Here is a 17,912-nt window from a genome sequence, read left to right as displayed (position 1 = left end):
CCGAAGACGAGAGCAGCCCGCTGCTGACCGAGACCGGCACCCTGAGCGTGACCGACGTGGATGGCGCCGATGAAGCCAAGTTCCTGGCCGGCAACGGCACCCCGAGTGCGGGTGCGCTGGGTAGCCTCACCATCACCGAGACCGGCGCCTGGACCTACCAGGTCGACAACAGCAAGGTGCAGTACCTGGGTGAAGGGGAGACCAAGGTCGAGACCTTCACCGTGCAGTCTGTGGATGGCACCGAGCACACCGTCACCATCACCATCACCGGCGTCAACGACTCTGCCGTGATCGGCGGCACTGACAGCGGTGCGGTCACCGAAGATGAGGCCAAGCCGACTCTGACCGAGACCGGCACCCTGAGCGTCACCGACGTGGACGGCGCCGATGAAGCCAAGTTCCTGGCCGGCAACGGCACCCCGAGCGCGGGTGCGTTGGGCAGCCTGACCATCACCGAAGGCGGTGCCTGGACCTACAACGTCGACAACAGCAAGGTGCAGTACCTGGGCGAAGGGGAGACCAAGGTCGAGACCTTTGTGGTCAAGTCCGTGGACGGCACCGAGCACACCGTCACCATCACCATCACCGGCGTGAACGACGCGGCGGTGATCACCGGCACTGACACCGGCGGCGTGACCGAAGATGAAAGCACGCCGCTGCTGACCGAGACCGGCACCCTGAGCGTGACCGACGTGGACGGCGCCGACGAGGCCAAGTTCCTGGCTGGCAACGGCACCCCGAGCGCTGGCGCACTGGGTAGCCTGACCATCACCGAAGGCGGTGCCTGGACCTACAACGTCGACAACAGCAAGGTGCAGTACCTGGGCGAAGGGGAGACCAAGGTCGAGACCTTTGTGGTCACCTCCGTGGATGGCACCGAGCACACCGTCACCATCACCATCACTGGCGTCAACGATGCCGCGGTGATCACCGGTAGCGACACTGGCGCGGTCACCGAAGACGAAACCAACCCGACTCTGACCGAGACCGGCACCCTGAGCGTCACCGACGTGGACGGCGCCGACGAGGCCAAGTTCCTGGCTGGCAACGGCACCCCGAGCGCTGGCGCACTGGGTAGCCTGACCATCACCGAAGGCGGCGCCTGGACCTACAACGTCGACAACAGCAAGGTGCAGTACCTGGGCGAGGGCGAAACCAAGGTCGAGACTTTTGTGGTCACCTCCGTGGATGGCACCGAGCACACCGTCACCATCACCATCACCGGCGTCAACGACGCGGCGGTGATCACCGGCACTGACACCGGCAGCGTGACCGAAGACGAGAGCAGCCCGCTGCTGACCGAGACCGGCACCCTGAGCGTGACCGACGTGGATGGCGCCGATGAAGCCAAGTTCCTGGCCGGCAACGGCACCCCGAGTGCGGGTGCGCTGGGTAGCCTGACCATCACCGAGACCGGCGCCTGGACCTACCAGGTCGACAACAGCAAGGTGCAGTACCTGGGTGAAGGGGAGACCAAGGTCGAGACCTTCACCTCTGTGGATGGCACCGAGCACACCGTCACCATCACCATCACTGGCGTCAACGATGCCGCGGTGATCACCGGTAGCGACACTGGCGCGGTCACCGAAGACGAAACCAACCCGACTCTGACCGAGACCGGCACCCTGAGCGTGACCGACGTGGACGGCGCCGACGAGGCCAAGTTCCTGGCTGGCAACGGCACCCCGAGTGCCGGCGCGCTGGGCAGCCTCGCCATCACCGAAGGCGGTGCCTGGACCTACCAGGTCGACAACAGCAAGGTGCAGTACCTGGGCGAGGGCGAAACCAAGGTCGAGACCTTCACCGTGCAGTCTGTGGATGGCACCGAGCACACCGTCACCATCACCATCACCGGCGTCAACGATGCGGCGGTGATCACCGGCAGTGACACCGGTGGCGTGACCGAAGACGAGAGCACCCCGCTGCTGACCGAGACCGGCACCCTGAGCGTCACCGACGTGGACGGCGCCGATGAAGCCAAGTTCCTGGCCGGTAACGGCACCCCGAGTGCGGGCGCGCTGGGTAGCCTCGCCATCACCGAAGGCGGTGCCTGGACCTACCAGGTCGACAACAGCAAGGTGCAGTACCTGGGCGAAGGCGAAACCAAGGTCGAGACCTTCACCGTGCAGTCTGTGGATGGCACCAGCCATACCGTCTCGGTCACCATTATCGGCACCAACGATGCGCCGACACTGAGCATCGACAAGGGGGCCGTGGTCTCCGAAGAGGGGCTTGCCGGCGGGATTGCCGATACGTCAGGCAGCAGTGATACCACTGACCGCGTGGCTGCAAGCGGCAAGATCACGGTCGGCGACGTCGATAGCCAGGATAGTCTGACCATCAGCCTGAATGGGCCGGCGGGTCTGACTTCCGGGGGGGCTACGGTGCAGTGGAGCTGGAATGCTGCCACCAAGGTGCTGACCGGGTATACCGGCACACCGGGTGGTACCGACTACAAGACGGTCATGGACGTGAAGCTGACCGCGCCGGTTGGTGGCAGCAAGGGTGAGTGGAGCTACGATGTGACCCTCAAGGCCCCGGTTGACCATCAGAATCCAGATAATGAGGATGTAAAAGACATCAAGATTGGTGTGACCGTATCGGATGGCAAGACAAGTACCTCTAGTGACCTGCTCATCTCGGTCGAGGACGACTCGCCGGTGGCAGGCGACATGGATGCCGTGGCCGTGACCAGAACGAATATCCCTGACACCCTGACTGGTCTGTTCGATCTGACCAAATACAGCGGCAATCAGGCCACCCTGAATGCGAACGGCTTCAGCATCACGGCGATGGGCTTCACTTCGGCAACCGACTCGACGCTGATTGCGGCGAGCGTCAATGGCTCCAGCGCCGGGCTGGGGGTTGCCAGCGTGGCATCTCCCTACCACAACATTGCCAACGAGATCGATTTCCGCCACTTTGCCAATGGTAAATCGGCGTCCGAGCAACTGATCATCAAGCTGGATGCGGGCAAGGTGGCCTATGGTGCCAACATCAAGTTCAGCCAGATGTTCGGTGGCGAGCTGGAGAGCGGTGTGGTGGAGTTCTATCGCGGTGGCGTGCTGATCGGTACCCAGACCTTCAGCTCCAACGCTGCGAGTGGCGACTATGCTGGCAACTTCCAGGTGCAGCAGGGTGGCTTCGACACCATGGTCATCAAGGCCACCAACAACGGCAACACCAATACCAGTGACAACAGTGACCTGACGGTGAAGAGCATCGAGTTCCTCGGTGCCAACACGGCACAGGCCATTGCCTATGGCTCGGGTACTGTCACTCCGCAGTGGGGAGCAGATGGCAAGGGCTACATGCAGTTGCTCGGCTCCAACGAGACCGGCCTGACCACGGCCACCGGCAAGCTGATCACCACCAGCATGGAGTCGGCCAATACCCTGATCGGCAAGGCCAGCGACGACACCTTGGTGTTCCGTCTGGAATTCACCCCGGCCACCGGCAAGTGGGAGTTCTTCCAGTATCAGAACATGTCCAAGCCACTGGGTGACAGCGACATCGACTTCCAGATCAAGGTGGTGGATGGGGATGGTGATTCCAGCCTGGGTTCTTTCGCGACCAAGCCGCTGTTTACTCCGATCGTGCAGTCGGTATCCAGCGAGAACACAGTGGAAGGCGGCAATCTGCAACATACGGTGACCCTGTCCGACGCGACCCAGGAAGCAACGGAGTACGATTTCGTCATCAGGGGCAGCGGTACCAACCCGGCCTCCAACCTTGATTGGGGCACCGCCCAGTTCAGCAACGGCGTGACCTATAACAGCACCACCGGCAAGATCACGGTGCCGGCCGGGGTATCCGGCTTTACCGTGACCATTCCGACGGTGAACGATCGACTGGTAGAGGCAAACGAGACCCTGTCGGTGACCATAGGTGGCCAGAGCGGTACCGGCACCATCCTTGACAACGATCGGGCGCCGACGGCCGCCGGGGGCCACAGTGCCGGGCAGGAAGACAAGCCCCAGGTGCTGACCTGGGCACAGTTTGGTGCCAGCGACGATCAGGCCGCGACCGATCTCGGGGTGAAGATCAACACCCTGCCGCTGAATGGCACCCTCGAATACCTCAATGCCGCGGGGCAATGGATTACCGTGTCGGCTGGCTCCCTCATCTCTTACGACGAGGTGAATGCGGGTCATTTGCGCTTCGTGCCTGGTCTGAACGAGTCGAGCACCAATGTCAGCAACGGCGGCGGTGCCTTGATCGGCAACCTGAAGGGCGACTATGCCAGCATCGGCTATCAGATAAGCGACGGTGCCAACCTCAGCAACGGTAGCAAGCTGGTGATCGACGTGGCGGCGGTGGCTGACAAACCCACGGTCAACGTCACCCTGACGGGGAATGGCATTCCGTCTTACAGCCCGAGCTTCCCGAGCGCGAGTATCACCACGGAGCAGTTCCAATCCGGCAACTTCAACAAGACGGCCTTTGGCATCACCAACTCGCTGGCGGACAGCAGCAGTGGCCAGGAGCAGGTGCTTGGCAATAGCGGCAACGACTATATCGTCAGCACCCACGGCGGTGGCGATCTGCTCTATGGGCAGGGAGGGAACGATATCCTGGTCGGCGGCAATGCGACCCAGGGGGATTCCCTCTACGGTGGTGACGGCAACGATGTGCTGGTATCCGGTCTTGGCAGCGACGGCCTCTATGGCGGTGCCGGTACCGATATCGCCGTGCTGACCGGCAACCGTGCCGACTACGCCATCACGAAGGGCAGCGGATACTCGATCTATGATCGCTGGTTCGACTTCTCCGTCACGGAAAAGGGCGCCGGCATCACCAAGGCGCTGCATGACGTGGAGTATGTCCAGTTCGCCGACGGCATCTACCAGCTCAACCAGAGCACAGGTGAGCTGACCCTGGTGCAGCCGACCGTGGTCGATTACCCCATCGAGCTGAACGCCTCCCTGAGCGATCGGGATGGCAGCGAGCAGTTCGACAGCCTGGTGCTGAGCGGCATGCCGCAAAACACCCTGCTCTACAACGGCAACCAGCTGCTGGGCACCGCCGGAGCCGACGGCAAGATCACCCTCACCGCCAGCAGTGGACTGTGGAGTGCGAGTGCGCTGGATGTGAAGCTGAGCGGGCTGACCCTGCGAGTCCCCGGCAGCAGTGCCGGCCAGGTCGATCTCAAGGTCGAGGCCATCGCCAAGGAGGTAGGGACCGATCAGACCAGCTCCGCCACTGACGATGACAGCATCCGCCTGAGCTACTTCAATGCCACCGAAGGGGAGCCGGGCGACCAGAACCGGACCTACGGCAGTGAGCACAACATAGTGGTAGGTGATCTGGATGGCAGCGTGGTGTTGCCGGGTCAGAACTACAACATCGCCTTCATGGTGGACAGCTCCGGTAGTATCGGCAGCGAGGCCATGGAAACGATAAAGACCCAACTGACCCAAGTCTTTACCAGCCTCAAGAACAGTGCCGGGACCGAGGGGGCGGGCAAGGTCAACATCTTCCTGGTGGACTTCGACAGTCAGGCCAACAAGTCCATCAGCGTGGATCTGAAGGATCCCAATGCCCTGACCAAGCTGCAAAGCGTGCTCGGCAGTATGGACGGCAGTTATTGGGACGGTGGTGCGACCAACTACGAGGATGCCCTCAAGACCACCTCCAACTGGTTCAACAGCGACACCGCCAAGAACAACGCCAATGCGAAGAACCTGGCCTACTTCATCACCGATGGAGCGCCGAACACCTATTACGGCTATGAGGATACCAACCCTGTCATTAACCTGGTGACTGGCGAGAAGCTCGATTCGTTCGTCAACGTCAACAACTATGTGCCGGGTCAGGCCTTCTACGCCACCATTGGCGGCACCAGCAGAATGCTGATCGATGCCAACGGCAGGGTGCAGCAGTGGTCGCAGAACAGTAACAACAACAAGTGGAACTCGACGTCCATCGGTACCTTGAAGGCGCAAGGGGATGGCACCTTCGAGATTTCCACCACCTATGACGGCAACTACTGGGCGCTGCAAAATGCCCTGGCCGTCTTGCCGCTCCTGGCCGCCAACAAGGTAGTTCTGCAGGCCATCGGCATCGGTAGCAACGTCTCCATCGATACCCTGAAGCAGTTCGATAGTGATGAGGTGGTGCAGTCCAACGTGTCTGCCTCCGATCTGGCGAACTCCATCCTCGGGACCTCCATCAACAACCTGCCGGGGGCCGACCGCTTCGATGGCGGAGCAGGCGACGACATCCTGTTTGGCGACGCGGTACGCTTCACCGGTATCAGCGGGGAAGGATATGCGGCCATCAAGCAGTATGTGAGCGGCAAGCTGGGGGCCGGGTCGGTGACCGATGCCCAGGTGCATTCCTACATCACGGATCACGCCAGCGAGTTCGATCAGTCGTCGACCAATGACAAGGGCGATACCCTCTACGGCGGGGATGGCAATGACATCCTGTTCGGTCAGGGTGGTGACGACTTCCTGTACGGCGGTGCCGGTAACGACATCCTGTTCGGTGGCAGCGGCAACGACACTCTCTATGGCGAAAGTGGCAGCGACGTGTTGAGTGGTGGCAGCGGCAACGACACCCTGTACGGTGGGACTGGCAACGACGTACTGAGCGGCGGGCTGGGTAACGACATCCTCATCGGGGGGGTTGGCGACGACATCCTGAAGGGGGATGCGGGGGCCGATACCTTCACCTGGCAGAAGGGTGACACGGTCGCAGGCTCCGTTGCCAAAGACTATGTCGTCGACTTCTCCAAGTCGGAAGGAGACAAGCTGGATCTCAGCGACCTGCTCGACAGCGATGGCAGCAAGAACCAGACCTCCCTGAAGAGCCTGCTCTCGGTGTTCCAGGACAACGAAGGGGTGCACCTGCAGGTGAAGGAGAGCAGCGCGGCGCCGGTGACCCAGGAGATAGTGCTGGTGAACCACACCTTCGACACCCTGACAGGGGGATCGGGGTCCACGGCCAACCAGGTCATCGACTACATGTTGAACAACAATCTGCTGGATATCGACAAGTAACCCAGCCAGATGGACACAAAGCGGCAGAGCAATCTGCCGCTTTTTTTATGTGCGCGATTCGGTCAGTGAAGTGAGGAAAATAGGGACGAGGGACCAGCATGGGGAGGCTGGTCGTCGATCCTGTGTTGCCGGATAAAAGAAGGGCGCCGACTCGAATGAGGGGCGCCCGGGGGACTATGTCGACTGCATGTGTGCTCAGGGATCAGGCATTGACATGGGCGAGACGGGAATCGCGCTGAAAGCAGTTCACCAGCAGCAGCAGGGTGGTGACGCCGACGGTGCCGAGCACCAGCCAGGGCAACCAGGGCTGTCCCTGGGCATTGGCATAGTCATGCAGGGCGCCGCCACCGACGTAACCGGTCATGCCGCCCAGCGCCAGACCAAGGCGACTGAAGCCCATGTAGCTGCCGCGCGCCCCCGGCTGGGCCAGCTTGGTCATCAGCGTCTCCCGCGCCGGTTCGGCGATGACGATGCCGAGGTAGAAGCAGGCAAGCAGCAGGAAGACCGTTGGTAAGGTGGTGGCGAAGGCCACCAGCCCGATGCCTGCCGTCATCAGCAATACCCCCGCCATCAACCGGCTCTCCAGCTTGAAGTGCCGTTCGCCATAGCGCGCCAACGGATAGAGCAGCGCCAGGGAGATGGCCGTCTCCAGGGTGTACATCCATCCCACCGCCGTGGTGCTGCCCGCCATCTGCTTGACCAGGATGGGGAAGATCAGCATCACCTGCACCCAGAGCGCGTAGTAGCCGCTCAGGATCAGTACCAGCCGGCAGAAGGCCTTGTCCGCCAGCACCTGGCCGAGGCCTGTCCGGATCGGGGTCGGCCGCAGGGAGAGCTTGTAGGGGGGCAGGATCAGCAGGTTGCACAGGGCCGCGCAGACAAACAGGCCGGCTCCCAGCAGGCAGACATATTCAAAATCGAAGTTCAGCAGCCAGCTGCCGAGCAGGGCGCCCACCACGGCGCCGGCGCTCTCCAGCATCATCAGCAAGGAGATGTAGCGGCCGCGCTCCCGCGGGCGGGTGAACTTGATCACCAGAGCAGCGCGGGGCGGATCGAACAGACAGCCGCCGAGTCCCGAGATGATGCAGGAGAGAATGAGCTCCAGCCCGCTCTGGGCATAGGCCAGGCTGGCAAAGCCCAGCGCCCGCAGCAACATGCCGCAGACGATGAGGGGGCGAGCCCCGAACTTGTCGGCCAGGGAGCCGCCGAAGACCCCCAGCCCCTGCTGGGTCAATTGACGCAAGCCCAGCGCCAGCCCGACCACACCGGCGGCCCAGCCAAGCTGATCCACGAATCGCAGGCTGATCATGGGCATCACCACGAAGAACCCCAGGATCACCAAGAGGGAATCCAATGCCAAGAACCACCGCCCCAACCGCCTCGCCCGCTCCACCATGACCCTTATACCCCTGCTTGCTTCGATGACATTATTTGTTGTGTACTCATTGTCCGAATGGCACCGTCACCAAACAGAGCCAAGGACGACGATAAGTCCCTGACTCGCTGGCGTTCTGCCATTTCATGACGATTGATGCTGCTATTCTGGTGGGGCGCCAGATATAGTGGTAGCCGACAACTGGCTATATTTCATATTGGATTTGGTTATGGCTGTGACACTCGATGATTTACAATTGCTGCTGGACGTGGCCAACCGTGGCAGCTTCAGCAAGGTGGCGGCCATTCGCGGCTGGTCACAACCCATGGTGAGCCAGCGGATCGCCGTGCTGGAGCAGGAGCTGGGTCAGTCCCTGTTCCGTCGCCATCGGCGGGGGGCTACCCCGACCCCGGCCTGCGAGCAGTTTCTGCCTGCCGCGAGCGCAGCCCTGAGCGCCCTGGAGGGGGGGCGGTTGGCGATGCAGGGGGCTCCCGCCCTGCCACGTATCAAGCTTGCCTGTCTCCCTTCCCTGACCACGGCGGTATTCGGCCCCTTGCTGCTGGCCCTGGTGGATGAAGCTTTCGAGATCCGCTGCAACACGGATCACTCCGGCATCATCATGCAGGAGCTGCTGACCGGCGAGACCGACGTCGGATTTATCCTCAAGTGTCCCGCCATCGCCGGTATCCAGCTCGAACTGCTCTATCGCTCTCCCATCATCGCCGTGGCCTGCGCCACCCACCCGCTGGCCGGACGGCAGGGGCTGACCCTGCAGGACATTGCCAACGAGCGGCTGGCCCCCCAGCAGTGGGGCACCGGGTGTGACGAGCTGATCCTGCAGCTGCGGCTGCTGCGCCAAGTGACGAGCCCGCTGCACGCCATCCAGCCAGCCAGTGCGGCGAGGGAGCTGGCATTGGAGCATGGCTTCATCACCCTGATGCCGGCGCTCGCCATTACCCGGGATCTGGAGTTCGGCCGCCTGGTGAGACTGGATGTGACGGATCTGCCGCCGGATCACTGGGATGTGATGATGGCCTGGCGTAGCGGCAAGCGGCCCAATCCCGCCAAGGAGCGGGTGTTGGAAGCGGCGCGCACCCTGGCCAGGCGCTGGTCAGGGAAGCCCGCATAAAAAAGCGCCGGACAAGTCCGGCGCTCTCCTTTATTCCCGTTCAGGCTCAGTAGCTGGCCTTGAGGGTCACCCCCGAGAAGGCGCTGAACCCGCTGAGCTGCACGTGCCAGGTGCCCGCTTTGGGGGCATTCAGGGTGCAGGTTTCGGTGTTGCCGCTCTTGTAGGGACGGCAGTCGTAGCTGGTGCTGGTCGGTGCCGAGCCAAACTTCACATAGAGATCAGCATCCCCGCTGCCACCGCTGCTGGCGACCACCAGTTGGCTCTTGCCGGCCGGCACCTCGATGGTGTAGCTCAGCTTGCCCCCCTTGGCGGCTGCGAGGCCGGTCACCGGCACGCCGTTTTGCAGCACAGTGCCGGCCGGTGGCGTGGCGCCGCAGCTGGCGTTGACGCCGACCGTGTTGAAGGCCGCCGCCACATCGGTCAGGCTGTAGCCCAGATCGGTAGCCGCCCTGGTCACGCCACAGGCGCCCTGATCGTAGGTGGTGTTGGCGCCCCAGTAGAGGCGGTTGGCCAGCACAAACACCTCGAACGCCTTGCGGGTATTCCAGCCGCCGGTGTTGGCCAGCAGGTAGAAGGCGCGGTTGTAGACCCCCGAGCTGTGGTGCACGTCGATGCCGTCGTAGTAGTCGCTGGCATGGCCGATGGAGCTGCCATCCCGGGTCGGATCCTCGAAGTAGCGCAAGGAGCCGTTGCCCTTGAAGATCTGGGCTCCCACCAGCCAGTCGTTGCTGCCCTTCATGTAGTTCTCGGCCGCTTCACCCGCCATGTCGGAGAAGGCCTCGTTGATGCCGCCCGACTGACCGGAGTAGACCAGGCCCGAGTTCTGTTCGGTGAAGCCGTGGCTCACCTCATGGGCCGCCACGTCCAGGCTCACCAGGGGGTAGAAGGTGGTGGCACCGTCACCGAAGGTCATCTGGCTGCCGTCCCAGAAGGCGTTCTCGTAGTTGCGGCTGTAGTGCACCCGCATCTTCAGTTTGAAGCTGAGCGGTGCCGTGTTGTACCAGTTGCGGTACATGTCGAACACCACGTTGCCGAAGTAGTGGGCATCGTTGAGCGGCGAGTAGGCGCCGTTGATCTCCTTGACCGTGTTCTCCGGGCAGGTGAACTGATGGATGGCCCCGCCCGTGGTGCCGTGATTCATGTTGAGCGTGTCCACGTTCGTGCCCGTCATGCGGCAGTTGTCGTCCACCTGGAGGGGGCCAAAATCGGCGCCGTAGAAGTACTTGCCGGTCTTGAGGTTGCCGCCCGGGCCGGTGGCGTCCTTGTGGTTGATCCCCTCCCAGCGCTTGAGCTCGGCACCGCTCTGGGCATCGATCACCACGAAGGGGCGGCTCGGCTCTTCGCTCGCCGCGAGCCAGGAGACCAGGTAGATCAGCCGGGCCTGGCCGGCCTCATCCTGCATCACGAACAGCTTGACCCGCTCGTTGCTGCCCTTGGCTCCGGCGCGGGCCTTGAGGGCGGCATCGCCAGGGGAGAGGGCGGCAGTCGGACTGGCTACATCGGCATCGATCTGGCGCAGCATCTGGCCGGAGACCTGGCTTATCTGACCCCCGAGGGACTGCTCGGCCACCAGTACCTGCCCCCAGACCGGGATGCCGTGCCAGGTCTGCTCGTAGCGCACTCGTTGCTGGCCATTGGGCAGCTTGACGGCCCGCACCTGACGAAACTCGCCCTCTCCCGCCAGCGCGCTGACCCCCGCAGCACCGCTCGGTGCTCCCAACAGACCGGCAACCTGATTCACTTCCACCTGTTCTGCCGCCATGGCGGCGCTTCCCCAGCAGGCCAGTACCACGGCCAAATAGACTTTGTTCATCTCGTCTTTCCTTAGTCGATGAATATTACACACCGGGTCTGTCGCCCGGCGCATTTACACTAGTGGGCCCGCCTGAAATTACTGCCTGTCATATGTGACAGAGCAGCATAAAGGAGCAGCAGATCTGACTGTTTTCATCGGTGACAGCTAAAAAACGTCGTAAATTTGGTGCGTTGTACCAAGTGAGAGGATGATTGATGAAATGCTCAATGCGATACCCGAATGGGGGCATCCATATGGGGGTTGCCGGCCGGTGATATGCGCCGAAAGTCCTTGGCAAACAAGGGATTGATTGACTACATTGGCTCCCATGACGGCGAATGCCGGGCCAAAAGCGGGGGAGAAACAATGTTTTCATGGCAACTGGATGACGAACTGGCGCTCCTGTTCCTGCAGCCCGACATGGCCAGCGAACTCTTTCGCCTCTGCCAGCGCAATCGCGACTATCTCTCCCAGTGGCTGCCCTGGGTTCCCCATATTCAGCAGCCCTCTGACAGCGCCACCTTCATTCGCCACGCCATCGAGAAATTTGCCCGGGGTGAGGGGCTGACCACCGCCATCGAATATCAAGGGGAAGTGGTCGGCGTCATCGGTTACAACCAGATCGATCAGGGGTTGGCCAAGGTCAGCATCGGCTACTGGCTGGCGGAGCGCTGGCAGGGCAACGGCATCATCACCCGGGCCTGTCAGGCCCTGGTTCATCACGCCTTCGAGGAGATGGGGATGGAGAAGGTGGAGATCAGCGCCGCACTGGAGAACGAACCCAGTCGGGCGGTGTGCGAGCGGCTCGGCATGCAGCAGGAGGGGATCACCCGGCGGGCGGAGCGGCTGGCGGACAGGGTGGTGGATCACGTCCACTACGGTCTGCTGCGGGATGACTGGCTCAGGTTGCGGGAAAGGGATCACTGATGGCGTCCCGGCCCAGCCTGGTCGCTGGCACCATGCATGGTCAGGATGGGGAGACACAGTGATGACTCTGCCTCATATCACCACGGCCCGTACCCGGCTGACCGTGCTGCCCCCGGAGCGGGCCTGTCTGATGCTGGATTTCTACCAGCGCAACCGCGTTCACCTCGCGCCCTGGGAGCCGAGGCGTGACGAGAGTTTCTATACCCTGGGTCACTGGCAGGGGCGACTGCGCGACGGTTACGGCCAGTTTTTCGATGGCAGCGCCGTGCCATTGGTGGCGCTCGATCCCAAAGGAGAGCGGGTACTCGCCACCTGCAACTTCACCCACATCATGATGGGCATGTTCAAGGCATGCCATCTGGGCTATGCCATCGACAAGGCCCATGAGGGGCAGGGGCTGATGCAGGAGGTGGTGGCCGCCGGCATCGACTACCTGTTCCGGGAGCGCGGCCTGCACCGCATCATGGCAAGCTACATGCCAGCGAACCGGCGCAGCGGCGCCTTGCTGGCGCGTCTCGGGTTCGAGCAGGAAGGCTATGCCCGGGACTATCTGATGATCAACGGCCGCTGGGAGGACCACGTCCTCACCGCGCTGCTCAATCCGGCCGGTTAGGCTGCATGTGGGTTTCCCCGTGCGGGGCCAATCCGTCGGCGCAGGCCGTCCTGGATCCTTGTTCCCTGGGATCTGTCGGCTTTTTCACGGCAAGATCGCACTATCTGTGTGCGTCTCATACCCCTGACCCCAAAAGCGTGTAAAATTGCGCCCTGAATTTTCCCGGCCAGCAGCAGCTGGTCGCGACTCCATACATGCAAGGCTGACATTGTGACAGAAGTAGATAGATTCGCGGACATTCGCCCCTATCGCGATGACGAAGTGCCGGCTGCCATCGAGCGGCTGATCCAGGATGACGAGTTTATCGGCGCCATCGCCAAATACCGTTTCGGTTCCCTGATGAGCTGGCTGGGCTGGGCCATTCGCCCGCTGATCCGCCAGTTCCTGCGCCACAAGTGGGCCAAGGTCAGCACCATCCATCAGGTGCAGATGGGGGTGACCCGTTACATGAGCCGCATGATCGCCACCTCCACCCAGGGGGTGAGCTTCTCCGGTCTCGAGCATCTGAAGAAGGAGCAGGGCTACCTGTTCGTCTCCAACCACAGGGACATCGCCATGGATCCGGCGTTCGTCAACTGGGGGCTGCACACCCACGGCTTCGATACCGTGCGCATCGCCATCGGTGACAACCTGCTGCGCAAGCCCTGTGCCACCGAGCTGATGAAGCTCAACAAGAGCTTCATCGTCAAGCGCTCCGCCAAGGGGCCGCGGGAGATGATGAAAGCCCTCGGCGAGCTGTCGGCCTACATCGGCCAGTCGGTGCACGAAGGCCACTCCATCTGGATCGCCCAGAAGGAAGGGCGCGCCAAGAACGGGGACGACAAGACGGATCCGGCCATCCTCAAGATGTTCTACGTGGATGGCAAGAAGCAGAAGATCGACTTCGTCGACTACATGCGCAGCCTCAATATCGTGCCGGTGAGCATCAGCTACGAAGTGGATCCCACCGACAAGGCCAAGGCGCGGGAGCTCTACGAGAAGTCGGTCAACGGCAGCTACGAGAAGGGCGAGTTCGAGGACATCGAGAGCATAGTCGCCGGCATCATCGGCCAGAAGGGGAGGGTACATGTCTCCTTCGGTGCCCCCATCACAGAGGGCTTCAGCGATCCGGACGAACTGGCCGCGCTCATCGACAAGGCGATCTGGAGCAGTTACCGCCTCTTCCCGGGCAACTATTTGGCCGCAGATGTGCCCGGCAAGGCCAGCACTATAGAGCAGACCGCCTTCCTGACTCGTCAGTCGGAGGTGCCGGAAGAGCACAAGGCCATCTGGCGCGCGATGTACGCCAAGCCGGTGGAGAACGCCAGCAAGGTTTGAATGACGCCGATTCGGTGAAAAAAACGGGAGCAGATGCTCCCGTTTTTGCGTCTGGTCAAAGTCGGTGGCAATGGACTAGTGAATAATATTGTTTCAACTGGTACGATCATCGGGTGAATGAGCGGGTATCTCTTGGCAAGGGGCGGGCGACTGTGCAACAGTGACCCGGCGCCAACAAGATGAATCAGGCGCCTTTCGAGTCTGCATGGATGGCAGGCGACGCTGAATAAGGACCTTTAGGGGTCCTTTTTCATTGATGGACAAAGATAGACGGCAGATATACCTAAGGATGCAAACCCCATGATCACCGGCAGTCTGGATACCTTGCAACGCACCCCCTTGCCCGCGCCCCTGGCCCGCATCATGGCCGAGGTGGTGCAAAGCGTCGAACAGTGGCTGCAGGTGCCGCTCGGCAAGCAGGAGGTAGACGGCCTCAAGCTGTTCTGCCTGGTGAGCGAAGCGCTGACCGAGCCGGTCGCGGATCGCCGCGGCGAGTTTCATGAGCAGTATCTGGACATCCAGCTGCTGCTGCGGGGGGAGGAGTGGATCGGCGTCGGGCCCCATGCCTATGTGAGCGATGGTGCCGATCATCCCCACCCCGATCTCTGGTTCGTCGATGACGACCAGACCAGTTATCTGGCGTTGCAGCCCGGCGACTTTGCCATCTTCTGGCCGGGAGAACTACATCGCCCTCTCTGTACCCTGACTACCCCAGGCTTGGTGAAGAAGCTGGTTGTCAAGGTCCACCAGTCGTTGCTGGCCACTGTCTGAGCCGCAGCGCCGGGTGCCCGGGCACCCGCCACAACAAGGCCGCCGCTCGGCCCGTCCCGAATCGATGATTCGACGCGCGCGCCAGGCCCAGCGTTGGTGGTCGGCGCCAGAGAGTTTGAAAGGATGAGTGCGCCAGGCCCAGCGTTGGTGGTCGGCGCCAGACAGTTTGAAAAATTGGGCGCACTTTCCTGCGACCATAACGCCCCCGGCAGGGGAATCCCATCCATGTTGGATGACACGACACTGTCGGCGTAAAGCCGAAGCACAGGAAGATGTAGAACATGAGCAAGTTGGTATTGATCCTTAACTGCGGTAGCTCTTCCCTGAAATTTGCCGTAATGGACGCCGAAACAGGTGAGGACATGCTGTCCGGCCTGGCCGAATGCTTCAATCTGGATGACGCACGTATCAAATGGAAACTCCACGGAGTCAAGGGCGAAGCCATGCTGGGCGCGGGCGCTGCGCACCAGGAAGCCCTTGACCACATAGTGGGTTACATCCTGCCCCAGGATCCGACTCTCGCCGAGCAACTGGTCGCCATCGGCCATCGCATCGTGCACGGTGGCGAGCAGTTCTCCCGCTCCGTTCGCATCGATGATGGCGTCATCGCCGGCATCGAGGCCGCCATTCCGTTCGCCCCCCTGCACAACCCGGCGCACCTCATCGGCATCCGTGCCGCCCTCAAGGTCTTCCCGGCCCTGGCCGAGAAGAACGTGGCCGTGTTCGACACCGCCTTCCACCAGACCTTGCCGCAGGAAGCCTACCTCTACGCGCTGCCCTACAAGCTCTATCAGGAGAACGGCATCCGTCGTTACGGCGCCCACGGCACTTCCCATCGCTTCATCGCCGAAGAGACCGCCAAGGCGCTGGGCAAGCCGCTGTCCGAGCTCAACATCATCAACTGCCATCTGGGCAATGGTGCCTCCGTCTGCGCCATCCGAAACGGCGAGTCCGTCGATACCTCCATGGGCCTGACCCCGCTGGAAGGGCTGGCGATGGGCACCCGCTCCGGTGACATCGATCCCGCGGTGGTCTTCTTCATGCACGACCAGCTCGGCTACAGCGTGGACGAGATCAACCAGGTGCTGACCCGTGAATCCGGTCTGCTGGGCATGACAGAGGCGAGCAGCGACTGCCGTTACGTCACCACCCACTACGCCACCGATGCCGGTGCCAAGCGGGCGCTGGATGTCTTCACCTACCGGGTGGCCAAGTATGTGGGTGCCTACGCCGCCGCCATGGACGGTCGCCTGGACGCCCTGGTGTTCACCGGCGGGATCGGCGAGAACGCCGCCATGGTGCGCGAGATGGTGCTGGCACGGCTGGCCCTGTTCGGCTTCAAGGTCGATAAAGAGGCGAACAACGCCGCCGTGCTCGGTGGCGAAGGCCCCATCACCGCCGAAGGCAGCCGCCTGGCGCTGGTGATGCCCACCAACGAGGAGCTGGTCATCGCTCGCGATGCCCTGAGCCTGGTCGGCTGACGCCACCTCGCAGCGAATCAACGCCCGGCCTGTGCCGGGCGTTGTCGTTTCGGGGGCACATTGAGCAAGCTGTCATTTGACATGAGGGGCCAGATACGTACCCTGACCGCAGTTTCACGTCCCGGAGGTAGAGATGAAGGAGATATTTTTCAACTGGTTGTCAGGCCTGGGTGTCGATGTGACCCCCATGATCGCCCTGGTGATCGCCCTGGGCTTCATCGTGCTGACCGCTCTGGCCCTGCACCTGGTGCTGCACCGTATCCTGCTGGTGCGTCTGGTGGGGCTGCTCGGCAAGACCAAGCAGGCGTGGCTGCCGCCCCAGCTGCAGCAGCGCCTGTTCTACCGGCTCGCCCTGGTGTTGCAGGGGGCCGTGCTGCTCGGTCAGGCGGAAATCTGGCTGCCCAAGGCATCCGACAGCCTGCAACTGATCGAGATGCTGGCCCAGCTCTGGATCCTGCTGTTCCTGCTGCTCGCGCTGTTTGCCCTGCTTGACTGCCTGCTGTCGGTGAGCCGCCATACCCGGCTCGGACGGGATCTGCCCCTGCGCGGCATCTTCCAGGGGGTGAAACTGGTGGCCAGCATACTGGTCGGCATCCTGATGATCGCCCTGCTGCTCGGCAAGTCGCCGCTCTTCCTGTTCAGCGGCCTGGGGGCCATGACCGCGGTGTTGATGCTGGTGTTCAAGGACCCCATCCTCGGTCTGGTGGCCGGGATCCAGCTCTCCGCCAACCGCATGCTGAGCGTCGGTGACTGGCTGCAGATGGACAAGTACGGCGCCGATGGCGAGGTGACTGACATCGGCCTCACCACGGTCAAGGTGTCGAACTGGGACAAGACCATCACCACCATCCCCACCTATGCCCTCATCTCCGACTCCTTCAAGAACTGGCAGGGGATGACGGAGTCCGGCGGCCGGCGCATCAAGCGCAGCGTCAACATCGACATGACCAGCGTGCGCTTCCTCACCACCGAGGAGCAGTTGCAGCTCAAGCAGGCCAAGTTGCTGGCCCCCTATCTCAGCCGCAAGGAGCAGGAGCTGAGTGCCTACAACCAGCAGCTCAGCGATGCCATCAGCTGTCCCATCAATGGCCGTCACCTCACCAACCTTGGCACCCTGCGCGCCTATCTGGATGCCTACCTGCGCGCCCACCCCGGCATTCGCAAGGACATGACCCTGATGGTGCGCCAGCTGGCACCGACCTCCGACGGCCTGCCCTTGGAGATCTACTGCTTCACGGCGACCACCGCCTGGGCTGATTACGAAGGGATCCAGGCCGATATATTCGACCACATATTCGCCATTATCGGGCAATTTCATCTGCGGTTGCATCAATCCCCAACCGGTTATGACATGCATGCCTGGAAGAACGGGTGATTTGATTATTGCTGCAGGACGAGGCCGGGGGAAAACGCCATATTAATCATCGACCCGTCACCACGTGTCGGTTGAAATTTGCGGTGCAGAGGAGAAAAATGGCGGCCTTCTCTTCGCCCCGGGCG

General features: G+C 62.2%; 10 protein-coding genes. 8 read left to right on the top strand and 2 right to left on the bottom strand.

Features of this window, described 5'->3' with window-relative positions; all coding sequences use genetic code 11:
* A partial coding sequence (locus KW824_RS09200; protein WP_218409599.1) for a VCBS domain-containing protein occupies nt 1-7,004 on the top strand: 7,004 nt, incomplete at its 5' end.
* Nucleotides 7,005-7,206: 202 nt separating this feature from the next.
* On the opposite strand, the gene mdtH is transcribed toward KW824_RS09200, so the two are convergent.
* Entirely contained in the window at nt 7,207-8,400 is a 1,194-nt protein-coding gene (mdtH, locus tag KW824_RS09195; protein WP_218409598.1) for a multidrug efflux MFS transporter MdtH, read from the bottom strand.
* A gap of 208 nt (nt 8,401-8,608) precedes the next feature.
* Here mdtH and KW824_RS09190 point away from each other — a divergent pair, with 208 nt between their 5' ends.
* Nucleotides 8,609-9,508, top strand: a complete 900-nt coding sequence (locus KW824_RS09190) for a LysR family transcriptional regulator (protein ID WP_042648909.1) — start codon at nt 8,609-8,611, stop codon at nt 9,506-9,508.
* A 46-nt stretch (nt 9,509-9,554) separates the two neighbouring features.
* Here the strand turns inward: KW824_RS09190 and KW824_RS09185 are convergent, their stop codons facing one another.
* Nucleotides 9,555-11,321, bottom strand: a complete 1,767-nt coding sequence (locus KW824_RS09185) for a M4 family metallopeptidase (RefSeq protein ID WP_182787725.1) — start codon at nt 11,319-11,321, stop codon at nt 9,555-9,557.
* 348 nt (nt 11,322-11,669) lie between these two features.
* On the opposite strand from KW824_RS09185, the gene KW824_RS09180 reads away from it, so the two are divergent.
* The 6 genes from KW824_RS09180 to KW824_RS09155 all read left to right on the top strand — a co-directional run bounded on the left by KW824_RS09180 (nt 11,670) and on the right by KW824_RS09155 (nt 17,787).
* Nucleotides 11,670-12,230: a GNAT family N-acetyltransferase gene (locus KW824_RS09180; RefSeq protein ID WP_218409597.1), complete on the top strand. Its 561-nt coding sequence runs from the start codon at nt 11,670-11,672 to the stop codon at nt 12,228-12,230.
* A 61-nt stretch (nt 12,231-12,291) separates the two neighbouring features.
* Entirely contained in the window at nt 12,292-12,843 is a 552-nt protein-coding gene (locus KW824_RS09175; RefSeq protein ID WP_218409596.1) for a GNAT family N-acetyltransferase, read from the top strand.
* A gap of 210 nt (nt 12,844-13,053) precedes the next feature.
* Nucleotides 13,054-14,160, top strand: coding sequence for a 1-acyl-sn-glycerol-3-phosphate acyltransferase (locus KW824_RS09170; RefSeq protein ID WP_043132989.1), 1,107 nt, complete (start codon nt 13,054-13,056; stop codon nt 14,158-14,160).
* Between the two features lie 300 nt (nt 14,161-14,460).
* The gene (locus tag KW824_RS09165; RefSeq protein WP_218409595.1) at nt 14,461-14,931 is read left to right on the top strand and encodes a YhcH/YjgK/YiaL family protein; all 471 of its coding nucleotides are present in this window, start codon (nt 14,461-14,463) and stop codon (nt 14,929-14,931) included.
* 281 nt (nt 14,932-15,212) lie between these two features.
* Nucleotides 15,213-16,412 (top strand): acetate kinase, encoded by a 1,200-nt coding sequence (locus KW824_RS09160; RefSeq protein WP_218409594.1) that lies wholly within the window; start codon nt 15,213-15,215, stop codon nt 16,410-16,412.
* A gap of 133 nt (nt 16,413-16,545) precedes the next feature.
* Nucleotides 16,546-17,787: a mechanosensitive ion channel family protein gene (locus tag KW824_RS09155; protein ID WP_218409593.1), complete on the top strand. Its 1,242-nt coding sequence runs from the start codon at nt 16,546-16,548 to the stop codon at nt 17,785-17,787.
* Nucleotides 17,788-17,912 lie beyond the last annotated feature (125 nt).

Origin of the sequence: Aeromonas sp. sif0611 (genome assembly GCF_019218845.1) — a bacterium.
Classification (GTDB): Bacteria; Pseudomonadota; Gammaproteobacteria; order Enterobacterales; family Aeromonadaceae; genus Aeromonas; species Aeromonas media.
Note: the sequence above shows the minus strand (reverse complement) of the source record. Positions and strands in the feature narration are given on the sequence as shown.